At 73.2% G+C, this 13814-nt stretch carries 11 protein-coding genes and 1 pseudogene; 6 read left to right on the top strand and 6 right to left on the bottom strand.

The features are described 5' to 3' along the window. The first annotated feature begins 53 nt into the window (after nucleotides 1-53). Nucleotides 54-1508, top strand: a complete 1455-nt coding sequence (locus AB0C76_RS33475) for an NAD(P)H-quinone dehydrogenase (protein ID WP_359972863.1) — start codon at nucleotides 54-56, stop codon at nucleotides 1506-1508. A 200-nt stretch (nucleotides 1509-1708) separates the two neighbouring features. Further along, nucleotides 1709-2701 carry a DeoR/GlpR family DNA-binding transcription regulator gene (locus tag AB0C76_RS33470; RefSeq protein ID WP_359972861.1) on the top strand — a complete coding sequence of 331 codons (993 nt, stop codon included), beginning with the start codon at nucleotides 1709-1711 and terminating at the stop codon, nucleotides 2699-2701. A 70-nt stretch (nucleotides 2702-2771) separates the two neighbouring features. Here AB0C76_RS33470 and AB0C76_RS33465 read toward each other — a convergent pair whose 3' ends face one another. Beyond that, nucleotides 2772-4547 (bottom strand): biotin carboxylase N-terminal domain-containing protein, encoded by a 1776-nt coding sequence (locus tag AB0C76_RS33465; RefSeq protein ID WP_359972859.1) that lies wholly within the window; start codon nucleotides 4545-4547, stop codon nucleotides 2772-2774. Between the two features lie 220 nt (nucleotides 4548-4767). Next, nucleotides 4768-5505 (bottom strand): hypothetical protein, encoded by a 738-nt coding sequence (locus AB0C76_RS33460; protein ID WP_359972857.1) that lies wholly within the window; start codon nucleotides 5503-5505, stop codon nucleotides 4768-4770. Between the two features lie 260 nt (nucleotides 5506-5765). Between AB0C76_RS33460 and AB0C76_RS33455 the strand changes: the two genes are divergently transcribed. Next, nucleotides 5766-6362: a hypothetical protein gene (locus AB0C76_RS33455; protein WP_359972855.1), complete on the top strand. Its 597-nt coding sequence runs from the start codon at nucleotides 5766-5768 to the stop codon at nucleotides 6360-6362. Between the two features lie 7 nt (nucleotides 6363-6369). On the opposite strand, the gene AB0C76_RS33450 is transcribed toward AB0C76_RS33455, so the two are convergent. From AB0C76_RS33450 to AB0C76_RS33435, 4 genes are all read right to left on the bottom strand, one after another. Further along, nucleotides 6370-6975, bottom strand: a complete 606-nt coding sequence (locus AB0C76_RS33450; protein WP_359972852.1) for a nucleoside triphosphate pyrophosphatase — start codon at nucleotides 6973-6975, stop codon at nucleotides 6370-6372. 115 nt (nucleotides 6976-7090) lie between these two features. Next, the gene (locus AB0C76_RS33445) at nucleotides 7091-7216 is read right to left on the bottom strand and encodes a hypothetical protein (protein WP_359972850.1); all 126 of its coding nucleotides are present in this window, start codon (nucleotides 7214-7216) and stop codon (nucleotides 7091-7093) included. A gap of 173 nt (nucleotides 7217-7389) precedes the next feature. Continuing rightward, a complete protein-coding gene (locus AB0C76_RS33440) occupies nucleotides 7390-7611 on the bottom strand; it encodes an acyl-CoA carboxylase epsilon subunit (RefSeq protein ID WP_359972848.1) in 222 nt (73 codons plus the stop codon). A 41-nt stretch (nucleotides 7612-7652) separates the two neighbouring features. After that, nucleotides 7653-9242 carry an acyl-CoA carboxylase subunit beta gene (locus tag AB0C76_RS33435; protein WP_359972846.1) on the bottom strand — a complete coding sequence of 530 codons (1590 nt, stop codon included), beginning with the start codon at nucleotides 9240-9242 and terminating at the stop codon, nucleotides 7653-7655. Nucleotides 9243-9475: 233 nt separating this feature from the next. Here AB0C76_RS33435 and AB0C76_RS33430 point away from each other — a divergent pair, with 233 nt between their 5' ends. From AB0C76_RS33430 to AB0C76_RS33420, 3 genes and pseudogenes are all read left to right on the top strand, one after another. Continuing rightward, entirely contained in the window at nucleotides 9476-10369 is an 894-nt protein-coding gene (locus AB0C76_RS33430; protein ID WP_359972843.1) for a biotin--[acetyl-CoA-carboxylase] ligase, read from the top strand. Between the two features lie 172 nt (nucleotides 10370-10541). Next, complete coding sequence (locus tag AB0C76_RS33425) at nucleotides 10542-11666, top strand: adenylate/guanylate cyclase domain-containing protein (protein WP_359972841.1); 1125 nt, start codon at nucleotides 10542-10544, stop codon at nucleotides 11664-11666. Between the two features lie 328 nt (nucleotides 11667-11994). Next, a pseudogene (locus tag AB0C76_RS33420) lies at nucleotides 11995-13020 on the top strand (sensor domain-containing diguanylate cyclase); the annotation flags it as partial. Between the last annotated feature and the right edge of the window lie 794 nt (nucleotides 13021-13814).

Raw genomic sequence — 13814 nt, 5'->3', positions numbered from 1 at the left:
GATCGCACAGAAGCCCGTACCCCGGCGTGGCAGTGCTCCGGGCGTGCGGGACAATGGTGAGCGTGACTCGGATCGTGATCATCGGTGGCGGACCAGGCGGCTACGAGGCGGCTCTCGTCGCCGCTCAGCTCGGCGCGGAGGTGACCGTCGTCGACCGCGACGGTCTGGGCGGATCGGCGGTGCTCACGGACTGCGTTCCGTCGAAGACGCTGATCGCGACCGCGGAGGTGATGACCACCTTCGACAGCTCCTACGACGAGCTCGGCATCACCGTCGCCCGGGACGGGGGCGCGCGCGAGCACGGCGACAAGGTCGTCGGTGTGGACCTGGGCAAGGTCAACCGCCGTGTGAAGCGACTGGCGATCGCCCAGTCCCACGACATCACCCAGTCGGTCACCCGCGCCGGTGTCACCGTGCTGCGCGGCCGGGGCCGGCTCGGCGCCGGGGGTCAGGCCGTGGACGGCTCCCGCGAGGTGCTCGTGGACGCCCCCGACGGCACGGTGCACTCGCTGCGCGCCGACGCGGTGCTGATCGCGACCGGCGCCCACCCGCGCGAGCTGCCGGACGCGCAGCCGGACGGCGAGCGGATCCTGACCTGGACCCAGGTGTACGACCTGGAGGAGCTGCCGCGCGAGCTGATCGTGGTCGGGTCCGGTGTGACCGGTGCCGAGTTCGCCGGCGCCTACCAGGCGCTCGGCTCCAAGGTGACGCTCGTGTCCAGCCGCGACCGCGTGCTGCCGGGCGAGGACCCGGACGCCGCCGAGGTGCTGGAGGACGTGTTCCGCCGCCGCGGCATGAACGTCATGGGCCGCTCGCGTGCCGAGAGCGCCAAGCGGATCGGCGACCGGGTCGAGGTCACCCTCGCCGACGGCAAGGTGATCGAGGGCACGCACTGCCTGATGGCGGTCGGCTCGATCCCCAACACGGCCGAGATGGGCCTGGAGGAGGCCGGGGTCAAGCTCAACGACTGGGGCCAGATCCAGGTCGACCGGGTCTCGCGCACCAGCGCCCCGGGCGTCTACGCGGCCGGCGACTGCACCGGCGTCTTCATGCTCGCCTCGGTGGCGGCCATGCAGGGCCGGATCGCGATGTACCACGCGCTCGGCGACGCGGTGCAGCCGCTCAACCTGAAGACCGTCGCCTCCAACGTCTTCACCGACCCGGAGATCGCCACCGTCGGCTACACCGCCGCCGACGTGCAGTGCGGCAAGATGGACGCGGTCGAGGTCAAGCTGCCGCTGCGCGGCAACCCGCGGGCGAAGATGCAGGGCATCCGGGACGGCTTCGTGAAGCTGTTCTGCCGCCCGGGCACCGGCATCGTGGTCGGCGGCGTCGTGGTCGCCCCGCGCGCGAGCGAGCTGATCCACTCGATCTCCCTCGCGGTGGACGCCAATCTCACCGTCGAACAGGTGGCCAGCGCCTTCACTGTCTACCCGTCGGTGTCCGGCTCGACCGCCGAGGCCGCCCGGCAGCTGCACATCCGCAAGCGGGCCGAGGGCGAATCCTGAGCGTCCGGCGCACAGTTGAGGGCGGTCGCCGATCGGCGGCCGCCCTTTTCGCGCGCGTGATCCTCACCCGTACGGCGGGCGCAGTCCCGGGTCATTGACGGCGCGTATTGTACGGTCACGCGCCGCTCGTGCGTGAGCATTTCCCGCTACTAGCTGCAAACGCCTGAAAGCAGACGGTCACGCAGGTTACCTTCGGTTCTGTGTTTGCAGCAGAACGTCGCCAGTTGATCCTCGAAATGGTGCGCGCCAACGGAGCGGTCTCGCTCCGGGAGTTGGCCCGCGTCGTCCAGACCTCCGAAGTGACCGTGCGCCGGGACGTACGGGCGCTGGAGGCAGAAGGGCTCCTCGACCGCCGGCACGGCGGCGCGGTGCTCCCCGGCGGCTTCAGCCGCGAACCCGGTTACCCGCAGAAGACCCACCTCTCCGCGGCCGAGAAGAGCGCCATCGCGGACCTCGCCGCCGGGCTGGTGGAGGAGGGCGACGCGGTCGTCGTCGGCGCCGGCACCACCACCCAGGAGCTGGCCCGCCGGCTCGCCAGGGTGCCCGGCCTGACCGTGGTCACCAACTCGCTGCTCGTCGCCCAGGCGCTGGCGCACGCCAACCGGGTGGAGGTGGTGATGACCGGCGGCACCCTGCGGGGCTCCAACTACGCGCTGGTCGGCAGCGGTGCCGAGCAGTCGTTGCACGGGCTGCGGGTGTCCAAGGCCTTCATCTCCGGCAGCGGGCTCACCGCCGACCGCGGGCTGTCCACCACCAACATGCTGTCCGCGAGCGTGGACCGGGCGCTGGTGCAGTCGGCCGCCGAGGTCATCGTCCTCGCCGACCACACCAAGCTCGGCGCGGACACCATGTTCCAGACCGTGCCCACGGAGACCATCACCCGGCTGGTCACCGACGAGCACGCGACCTCGGACGACGCCTCGGCGCGCGAGCTGGACGCCCTCGCCGACTGCGGGGTGCAGATCGACCTGGCGCCGCTCGGCGCCGCCCCCAGCGGGGACGCCCCGGTGCACGGCACCGGCAGCGGGCCCGTCCACCAGACCCAGCCCGGCCCGCTGCCGCGCCGGGCCGCCCCGCCGCCCGGCGGCGCGCCGCTGCCCGGCCAGCGCCGGCCCGGGACGCACGGCGGCCCGGCCGGGCCGGGCGGGATGCAGGTCAGGCTGGCCGAACTGGGCGTCCCGCGCGGGCGGTGACACCTGCGGGTGAAACGCGACCGGTCCGCACACCCGCGGGGGGCGTACGGACCGGCCGGTCGACGGGGTGTCAGTCCTTGATCTCGCAGAGCGCGGCGCCGCTGCTGACGCTCGCGCCGACCTCGGCCTTGAGGCCGACGACGGTGCCGGCCTTGTGGGCGTTGAGGGGCTGCTCCATCTTCATCGCCTCCAGGACGACGATGAGTTCGCCCTCGGCGACGACCTGGCCCTCCTCGACGGCGACCTTGACGATCGTGCCCTGCATCGGCGAGGCCAGCGTGTCACCGCTGACGGCCGAGCCGGCCTTCTTCGCGCCCACCCGGCGCTTGGCCTTGGCCGCACCCGTCGCGCCCGCGGCGGGGGCCGCCGAGACGCCGAGGGAGGACGGCAGGGAGACCTCGATCCGCTTGCCGCCGACCTCGACGACGACGGTCTCGCGGCCCTCGGCCTCCTCGCCCTCGCCGGGCGCGCCGGCGAACGGGGGGATGGTGTTGTCGAACTCGGTCTCGATCCAGCGGGTGTAGATCGTGAACGGGCCCTCGCTGCCGTGCACCTCGGGCGCGAACGCCGGGTCGGTGACGACGGCCTGGTGGAACGGGATGGCGGTGGCCATGCCCTCCACCTTGAACTCGTTCAGCGCGCGCCGGGCGCGCTCCAGGGCCTGCTTGCGGTCGCGGCCGGAGACGACCAGCTTGGCCAGCAGCGAGTCCCAGGCGGGGCCGATGACCGAGCCGGTCTCGACACCCGAGTCCAGGCGCACGCCCGGGCCGGACGGCGGGGCGAACAGCGTCACGGTGCCGGGGGCGGGAAGGAAGCCGCGGCCCGGGTCCTCGCCGTTGATGCGGAACTCGAAGGAGTGGCCGCGCACCTCGGGGTCGCCGTAGCCGAGCTCCTCGCCGTCGGCGATGCGGAACATCTCGCGGACCAGGTCGATGCCGGTGACCTCCTCGGTCACCGGGTGCTCGACCTGCAGACGGGTGTTGACCTCCAGGAAGGAGATCGTGCCGTCCAGCGCGACGAGGAACTCGCAGGTGCCGGCACCCTCGTAGCCGGCCTCCTTGAGGATGGCCTTGGACGCCCGGTACAGCTCGGCGTTCTGCTCGGGGGTGAGGAACGGCGCGGGGGCCTCCTCGACGAGCTTCTGGTGGCGGCGCTGCAGCGAGCAGTCGCGGGTGGAGACCACCACGACGTTGCCGTGCTTGTCCGCGAGGCACTGGGTCTCGACGTGACGCGGGTTGTCGAGGTAGCGCTCGACGAAGCACTCGCCGCGGCCGAACGCCGCGACGGCCTCGCGCACGGCCGACTCGTACAGCTCGGGGATCTCCTCCAGCGTGCGGGCGACCTTGAGGCCGCGGCCGCCGCCGCCGAAGGCCGCCTTGATCGCGACCGGGAGACCGTGCTCCCGCGCGAACGCGACGACCTCGTCCGCCCCGGAGACCGGGTCGGGGGTGCCGGCGACCAGCGGGGCACCGGCGCGCTGGGCGACGTGACGGGCGGTGACCTTGTCACCGAGGTCGCGGATGGCCTGCGGGGGCGGGCCGATCCAGGTCAGACCCGCGTCGAGGACGGCCTGGGCGAACTCCGCGTTCTCCGACAGGAAGCCGTAACCGGGGTGGACCGCGTCCGCGCCCGAGTCCTCGGCGGCCTTCAGGACCTTCGCGATGTCCAGGTAGCTGGTGGCCGGGGTGTCACCGCCCAGCGCGTAAGCCTCGTCGGCCGCGCGCACGTGCAGCGCATCCCGGTCCGGCTCGGCGTAGACGGCGACGCTGGCGATACCGGCGTCCGAGCAGGCCCGGGCGACGCGGACGGCGATTTCCCCGCGGTTGGCGATGAGCACCTTGCGCACTGTGGCTCCCTTCTTGAACCTCGTTGAGTTTATGGATTCCTGGGCAGTACCGGCGAGTAGCCCCAGGTTGTGAACTATCCCACACGGACGGTGATCTGTTGCGCGGGCCCGTGGACGACCACCCGGACGTCCTCGCAGGTGGGGTGGCCGGGGCGGGCGCGGCCCGGTGCCGGTACGGTCGTGGCGCGACGGCGTGGCGGCCCGGTGGGCTTGGCCACACTCACGCGGTGGCCGGGGTCCGGGGGGTGGTCCGGCGCAGGGCGGCGGCGGTCACGTCGGCGGCCAGTTCGACCATGTCCGGGCCGTACGCGTCGGGGTTGACGATCCGCAGCACCAGGGCGAAGGTGCCGTTCTGTCCGTAAGTCCGGGCCAGCTTGCGGTGGTTGGCGACGAGATAGCGCACGCCGGCCTGGTTGGCGATGCCGGTCTGCCCGGAGACGAGGTAGACCGGGCGCCCGCCCTCCGGGGTCGCGATCCGGGCCAGCAGGGTGTGTGCCTGGTCGCGGTCGGCGGTGAACTCGTGGTCGCCCACGACGATGACGTTGCTACCGGGCCCGGGGCCGCTGGTCATCAGCGCCCCCGGCAGACCCCAGGCCAGGTGGGCGGCCATCCGCTCGTTGCTGACCGGGCCGCCGAGACAGAACTCGGTCTTGGCGCCGAGCCCCCGGCCGACCTCGTCGTGCGCGACGAGCTCGGCCTTGGCCCCGCACTCCTCCACCAGCCCGGCCAGCCACATCAGCGCGTAGGCGTCCCGGCGGGTCACCGTCTTCGCGTCCGACCCGGTGCCGACGCTGCGGTTCACGACGATCAGGCACTCGCCGCCGGCGGGCAGGCCGAAGAAGGCCCGTACCCGCTCCACCCTGCGGCGGCGCCGCAGGGCCTGGGCGAGCCAGCCGAGCCCGGCACTGATGGCGCTCGCCACCAGGCCCAGTACGACGTTGAGCACGTTGTCGGTCATCGGCGCCGTCCCTCCCCGTTCGAAACGGCGGACAGCCTAGCCGGGGGCGCCCGTCGGGACCATTGACGGTGCTGCCGGTGGTCCTTAGCGTTCGCCAAATGACGTTGAAGGCGGGGAAGTTGGGTGTCGCGGCGGCCGTACTGGCGGTGCTCGTGGCGGCGGGGTGCCAGACCGTGGGGTCGAGGGTGTCGCCCGGTGCGCCGACCTCGACGGCGGATCCGGCGCGAAGATTCGGGTGCCTCACCGAGGAACAGAACCGGATGAACGGCATCAACGTGCCGGCCGTGTCCGGGGTGCGGCCCGGGTACTTCCAGCAGTCCGACGCCGGAACGGCCAAGGTCGCGCTGTTCTTCTCGCACCAGCTCGGCGGTTCGATCTGCGACTGGGTGCCCTACCTGCCGGCCTTCACCGAGGCCGGGTACGCGGTGCTCGCCACCGAGGAGCCGGACAGCCCGGCGCGGGACGTCCCGGCGGCGCTGACCTGGCTGGGAGGGAAGGGCATCACCAAGGCGGTCCTGATCGGCGCCTCCAAGGGCGGCACCGGCTCGCTGGAGGCCGCGGCCGAGCGGTCGACCCCGCTGCCGGTGGCGGCGGTGGTCTCACTGAGCGGCCCGACCGACTACGCCGGGGACCACGCGCGCATCGCGGTGGCGAAGATCAAGGCCCCGGTGTTCTTCGCGGCGGAGGAGGACGACTCGCCCTTCGCGGACGACGCCAAGGACCTGTACGCGATCTCGGTGTCGCCCGCGAAGACGCTCAAGATCTACCCGGGCTCGCGGCACGGCGCCGACCTGCTCGCCGACGGTGCCCTGCGGGACGTCCTGGCCTTCCTGGCGCAGAACGTGCCGCCGCAGTGAGCTCGGACTAGTCGGTGGCCCAGAGGTCCGTGATGCGGACGCCGAGGCCGGCCAGCAGGGTGCGCAGCAGCGGCAGGGAGAGGCCGATGACGTTGCCCGGGTCGCCGTCGATGCCCTCGATGAACGGTGCGGAGCGGCCGTCCAGGGTGAACGCCCCGGCCACGTGCAGCGGTTCGCCGGAGGCGACGTAGGCGGCGACCTCGGCGTCGTCCGGGGTGCCGAAGCGGACGGTGGTGGAGGCGGTGGCCGAGGCCTGCTCGCCGGTCACGCTGTCGATGACGCAGTGGCCGGTGCGCAGCACGCCGGAGCGGCCGCGCATCGACTGCCAGCGGGCGAGCGCGTCGGCGGCGTCGGCGGGCTTGCCGAGGGCCCGTCCGTCGAGTTCCAGGACCGAGTCGCAGCCGATCACGAGCTCGCCGCCGACGAGTTCGGCGGCGACCGCCTTGGCCTTGGCCTCGGCGAGCACGAGGGCGAGTTCGGCCGGGGTGGCGGCGGTGATGGCGTCCTCGTCGACGCCGCTGACCACCACGCGCGGGTCGAGGCCCGCCTGGCGCAGCAGCCCGAGGCGGGCGGGGGAGGCGGAGGCGAGGACGAGGGCGCGCGGGTCGGTCATGCCCACCAGGGTAGGGGGTCGTGGTGTCGGCCGTTCGGGTGAACGGTGGTCCCCGCGGGGTCTCCGGGGGCTCTCGGTGGTATCCGCCGGGGGGCTTCGCGGGGCGCCGCGGTGGTCACAGCAGGAGCAGCACGGCGATCACGAGGAGGTAGGCGGCGAGCACACGGCCGGCGCGGTGCAGTTTCTCCTGCACCCGGCGGGCCTCGGGGGAGGGCTCGTCGCGGGGGTCTGACCAGAGCACCCCTCCAGGGTGCGCCGCGGGCCGGGCGGGGCGCCTGAGTATCCGTACTCAGGTTCCGGGCGATTCGGGCCGGAACGGAGTGCCTGGGGCAAGGGGCGCGGTGCTCGCGACAAGGAAAGGAGTGGGAAGTCGGCCCGGCCGACTTCCCACTCCTCAAGGTGTGCTGCGCGTGCTCAGCTCGCCCAGCCGGAGGTCCGCCAGGCGCTGACGCCGGGACGGACCGCGGGGCGGTGCAGACGGGCGCGGTCGTTCCACGGGGAGGCCGGGCCGACGCCCGCCCGGCGCGCCGCCTCGGCGGCGGCCTGCGCGGCGGCGGCCCGGGCCTGGACCACCGCCAGGACGGTGGCGAGCTCCTCGGGGGTCGGCTGCCCGTGCAGCACGTGGATCGGGGCCATGGCTCAATCCTCTCGCTACGGCCTTGTTCTGGGCAGTGGGCCTACAGGGGGATGTTGCCGTGCTTCTTCGGCGGGAGCACCTCGCGCTTGCCGCGCAGCGCCCGCAGGCCGCGGACGATGTGGCGGCGGGTCTCGCTCGGCGCGATCACCGCGTCCACGTAGCCGCGTTCGGCCGCGAGGTACGGGTTGAGCAGGGTGTCCTCGTACGAGGCGATGAGCTCGGCCCGCTTCTCCTCGGCGGTGCCGGTGGCCTCGGCCTCGGCGATCTCCCGGCGGTGCAGGATGTTGACCGCGCCCTGGGCGCCCATGACCGCGATCTGGGCGGTCGGCCAGGCCAGGTTGAGGTCGGCGCCGAGGTGCTTGGAGCCCATGACGTCGTAGGCGCCGCCGAAGGCCTTGCGGGTGATCACGGTGATCAGCGGCACGGTGGCCTCGGCGTAGGCGTAGATCAGCTTGGCGCCGCGGCGGATGATGCCGTCCCACTCCTGCTCGGTGCCGGGCAGGAAGCCGGGCACGTCGACGAAGGTCAGCACCGGGACGTTGAAGCTGTCGCAGGTGCGGATGAAGCGGGCGGCCTTCTCGCTGGCGTTGATGTCCAGGCAGCCGGCCAGGTCCATCGGCTGGCTGCCGACGATGCCCACCGACTGGCCCTCGACCCGGGCGAAGCCGGTGATGATGTTGCCGGCGAACAGCGGCTGGGTCTCCAGGAACTCGCCGTCGTCGACGATGTGCTCGATCACCTTGCGCATGTCGTACGGCTGGTTCGCCGAGTCCGGCACGATCGTGTCGAGTTCGAGGTCCTCGTCGGTGATGTCGAGGTCCGCCTGCTCGGGGTAGGACGGCGGGTCCGAGAGGTTGTTGGAGGGCAGGTACGAGAGCAGGCTCTTGACGTACTCGATCGCCTCCTTCTCGTCCGTGGCCAGGTAGTGCGCGTTGCCCGACTTGCTGTTGTGGGTGCGCGCGCCGCCCAGTTCCTCCATGCCGACGTCCTCGCCGGTGACGGTCTTGATGACGTCCGGGCCGGTGATGAACATGTGCGAGGTCCGGTCGGCCATCACGACGAAGTCGGTGATCGCGGGGGAGTACACCGCGCCGCCCGCGCAGGGGCCCATGATCAGTGAGATCTGCGGGATCACACCGGAGGCGTGCACGTTGCGGCGGAAGATCTCGCCGTACAGGCCGAGCGAGACCACGCCCTCCTGGATCCGGGCGCCGCCGGAGTCGTTGATGCCGATGACCGGGCAGCCGGTCTTCAGCGCGAAGTCCATGACCTTGACGATCTTCTCGCCGAAGACCTCGCCGAGGGAGCCGCCGAAGACGGTGAAGTCCTGGGCGAACACGGCGACCTGGCGGCCGTCGACGGTCCCGTAGCCGGTGACCACGCCGTCGCCGTACGGGCGGTTCTTCTCCTGCCCGAAGTTGGTCGAGCGGTGCCGGGCGAACTCGTCGAACTCGACGAAGGAGTCCTCGTCCAGCAGCTCCGCGACCCGCTCCCGGGCCGTCAGCTTGCCCTTGGCGTGCTGCTTCTCCACCGCCTTGGCGGAGCCGGAGTGCACCGCCTCGTCGATCCTGCGCCGCAGGTCGGCGAGCTTGCCCGCGGTGGTGTGGGGGTCGTACGGGGCCTCGGTCATTCCGGTGGCTCTCCCTGATCCTGGGCCGCGACCTGTTCGAGTGCGCGCGGACCGGAACGGGGGCCCGCACAGGAGGGCAGGGCGGCGCTGCGAACTACCGTTGGGTAGCGTAGCCAGCACGGAGGGCCAGACGTAACGCCCGGCCGTTATGGTCAGCGACACAGTTTTGTTGACGGCCGTTCTGCGGGACGATGGGACGGCGTGGGCCGTCGGGCCCGTCTAGGGTCGTTCCCATGAGCGCACCCGAGACCCCCCGCCGCAGTGGACTCCGCGGCTTCGGCCACGCCGGGCCGTCGCCGTGGACCGACTTGGACCGCCCGCCGCTGGACGAGGACGCGCTGCGCCGGGACCTGGTGCTCCCGGGAGGCCTGTGGACCTCGCTCGACGTCGTCACCGAGACCGGCTCCACCAACACCGACCTCGCCGCCCGCGCCCTGACCGGCGCGCCGCAGGGCGCCGTCCTGGTCGCCGAGGCGCAGAGCGCCGCGCGCGGTCGGCTGAACCGGCAGTGGACGGCGCCGCCGCGCTCGGGGCTGTTCCTCTCCGTCCTGCTGCGCCCCGAGGAGGTGCCGGTCGAGCGGTACGGCTGGCTGCCGATCCTGGTCGGCGTCGCCGTGGCCAGCACCCTGAACCGGGTCGCCGGCGTCGAGGTCGGGCTGAAGTGGCCCAACGACCTCCAGGTCGAGGTCGACGGCGCCGAGCGCAAGCTCGGCGGCATCCTGACCGAGCTGAGCGGCGGCGCCGTCGTCGCCGGGGTCGGCCTCAACGTCACGCTGCGCGAGGACGAGCTGCCCGTCCCCACCGCCGCCTCGCTCGCCCTGGCCGGCGCCGCCGTCACCGACCGCTCCACGCTGCTGCGCGCCCTGCTGCGCGAGTTCGCCGAGCTGTACGGCGACTGGACGGCCGCCGCCGGCGACCCGCACGGGAGCGACCTGCTCCGCGCCTACGTCGACCGCTGCACCACGCTCGGGCGCCCGGTCAAGGTGCACCTGCCGGGCGACATCGAGCTCACCGGCGAGGCCGTGGCGATCGACGGCGACGGGCGGCTGGTGGTTCGTACGCCGGAGGGCGCGCGCCGTGCGGTGGGCGCGGGGGACGTCGTCCACGTGCGCCCCGAACCCCGCTGAACGGCAGTCTTCACCTCTCCTTGACTCGGGCGGATGCCCCGGATCACGCGATTCCGTGCGAACATTCCACCTGGCAGCGGTGTGAGGCGCGCCACTGTCCGCCCGGGTGGCGGACGGGCGCCCGGACAGGTAGGACACGAGGAAAGTGCGGCGACCGCACGGGGACGGACCGGTGGCAGAGGACGGCAGCAACGGCGGGACGGCGGACAGCCACGACCAGACGGTCGCGCTCGAACTCGAACGCCTGATCCTGGACGCACCGCGCCGCTACACCCCCTACCAGGCCGCGAGGGCCGCCGACGTCCCGATGGAGCTGGCCACCCGCTTCTGGCGGGCGATGGGCTTCCCCGACATCGGACAGTCCCGGGCCCTCACCGACGGTGACGTGATCGCGCTGCGCCGACTGGCCGGACTGGTCGAGTCCGGCCTGCTCAGCGAGTCGATGGCGATCCAGGTGGCCCGCTCCACCGGGCAGACCACGGCGCGGCTGGCCGGCTGGCAGATGGACACCTTCCTGGAGAACCTCACCCAGTCCGTCGAGCCCGGCCTCACCCGCGCCGAGGTCGCCTACCCGCTGGTCGAGCTCCTGCTGCCCGAGCTGGAGCAGTTCCTCGTCTACGTCTGGCGGCGCCAGCTGGCCGCCGTCACCGGGCGGGTCGTGCAGGCCGCCGAGGACCACGAGATCACCAGCGGCCGGCTCGCCGTCGGCTTCGCCGACCTGGTCGGCTTCACCCGGCTCTCCCGGCGGCTGGAGGAGGAGGAACTCGGCGAGCTCGTCGAGACCTTCGAGAACACCTGCTCCGACCTGATCGCCGGGCAGGGCGGCCGGGTCATCAAGACCCTCGGCGACGAGATCCTCTACGTCTCCGAGGACCCGGTGACCGCCGCCGAGATCGCGCTCGGCCTGATCGACGCGCTCGCCGAGGACGAGACCATCCCCGCGCTGCGGGTCGGCATGGCCTTCGGCACCGTGACCTCCCGGATGGGCGACGTCTTCGGCACCACCGTCAACCTGGCCAGCCGGCTCACCTCCATCGCGCCCAAGGACGCCGTGCTGATCGACGGCGAGTTCGCCGCCGCGCTGGAGCAGAACGGCAGTGTCGCCCCGCCCGACGCGGACGGGCCCGGCCTCGCCGAGGCGCTCTCGGCCGCCGCCGGGATGCCCGCCTCCGGGCTTCCGCTGCCCTCGTCGGACTCCGGGCACCGCTTCCACCTGCAGCCGATGTGGCGGCGGCCGGTGCGGGGGCTCGGGCTGGTCGAGCCCTGGCTGCTGTCGCGGCGGCTCAAGCCGGAGTAGCCGACGGGAGTCGGGGTAGCCGAGGCTGGTCGGGGTACCCGGGCTGGGGCCTGGGGTCGGGTTTGCGGCTGGGGCCGGGTGCCTGCCGGTGAACCGGCGACGGGCGTATGGGGTGAAACGGGGCATAACCGGGTGAAGTCGCCATAGTCTTGGTGCAGCGGCCGGGACGGGTGCGGCCGCCCTCGGTAGGACCGGGCACAGGGAGCGGGGCGAGCCGGTGAGCAGTGAGGCGACCATGACGGACCGCGGCTGCGACTGCGACGCCTCCGGGCGGCCCGCCGCCCTGCCCGACCTGCGGCTGCAGTCCGTGGTCGAGCTCGCCCAGGACATGGCCGGGGCGCTCACCCCCCTGGAGGCCGTCCGGGCCGCCGCGGCCCGCGCCACCGAGGCGCTCGGCGCCACCATGGCCGCCGTCTCCGTCTGGGACCGCGAGTCCGGGCGGCTGCGGGTCCTCGTCAACCACGGCGACCTCGCCCCCGGTGAGGAGGAACAGCCCGAGGACGAGTCCTACCCCGTCGCCGACTTCCCCGAGATCGTCACCTATCTGGAGGAACGCTGGACCACCGGACGGCTGCCGCGCGCCTGGCTGCAGACCGCTGAGAACAGCGAACCCCACGCCGGTCACGTGCATCCCACCGCCGGCGCGTACTGCCAGGAACGCGCCGCAGCGCTGCGCCGGCGCGGGCGGGGCTGCTGCGTCGTCGCGCCGATCGTCCTGCACGGGCAGGCCTGGGGTGAGCTCTACCTGGCCCGGGCCGCCGGGATGCCCGAGTTCACCGAGGCCGACGCCGACTACGCGACCCTGCTGGCCGCCCAGGTCTCGGCCGGGCTCGCCCAGACCGAGCGCCTCGCCGACCTGCGCAAGCTCGCCTTCTCCGACCCGCTCACCGGCCTCGCCAACCGGCGCGCGGTGGACGCCCGGTTGGAGAACGCCCTGGAGGCGCACAACCGGGACAACACCGTCGTGTCGCTGGTCGTGTGCGACGTCAACGGCCTCAAGCGGGTCAACGACCAGCTCGGCCACGAAATGGGCGACCGCCTGCTGGAACGATTCGCCCACCAGCTGTCGCTGGCCGCCGCCAAACTGCCCGGCAGCCTCGCGGCCCGGCTCGGCGGCGACGAGTTCTGCCTGCTCGTGGAGGGCCAGAAGGCCGACGAGGTCGTGGCCGTCGCCGAGGAGCTGTGCGCGCGGGCGCTGGCGCTGTCCGAGGGGGAGGGCGTGGCGTGCGGGGTCGCCTCGACGGGGGATTCCATCGGGCCCGTCACCACCCCCGACCGCCTCTTCCGGCTCGCCGACGCCGCCCAGTACCGGGCCAAGGCCGCCCGCGCCGCCCACCCCGTCGTCGCCGGGCGCAGCCACGGGCCCGGCTTCTCGCCCGACCCCACCGTGCTGCTGGCCGACGCCGCCGACCCCCACCACCGGGCGGACGGGCGCGGGCGGCCCGGCGGTCGGATGGGCAACGGCGACCGCCGGCGGTTCAGGGGTGCCGCGCACAGCGCCGACCCCGGGCAGTTGCTCACCGCCGTCCTGTCCGCCCTCGACCAGCACAGCGCCGCGAGGACCGTCCACAGTGCCGACACCCTCGGCAAGCTGGTGGTCGTCGCCGAGGCCGCCGCCCGGCTGCTGGACGCGGTGGGGTGGTGGGTGTCGTACGTGCCGCCGGGGTCCCAGCTGATGCGGACCGCCCAGCACGCCGTCTACCGGATGACGAGCGGGCCCAGCAGCACTCGTGCCGAGACCCAGCGCGCCCAGATCGAGGCCCCGGACGCGGTCTTCGATCTCCGGCACTACCCGATGACTCGACGGGCCGTTCGGGGCGGTGCGTTCGCCCTCCGGGCGGGGGCGGCGGGGAACGACCCGGCGGAGGAGGCGATGCTCGTCGTCTCCGGCTACCGGGGGATGGTCGCGGCGGGTGGGCAGAATCCGGCGGGTGGCTGGCTCGTGGAGCTGTTCGCGGATGATGCGACGCTTCCTCTGGGGCAGGCGGCTTGTGCGATGCGGGCGTTGGTGGCGGTGGCGCTTTCGGGGCCGGCTTCGCCGCCGGGGGTGTGAGGGTTCCGCTGCGCGGGGCTTCGGGGTCGTGGGCTTGGGGTGTGGTCGTGGGCTTTCGGGTGGGTGGGGTTCGCCGGGGGTGGCTGCGGGGGTGG

The organism is Kitasatospora sp. NPDC048722 (assembly GCF_040650235.1).
Lineage (GTDB): Bacteria > Actinomycetota > Actinomycetes > Streptomycetales > Streptomycetaceae > Kitasatospora.
Note: the sequence above shows the minus strand (reverse complement) of the source record. Positions and strands in the feature narration are given on the sequence as shown.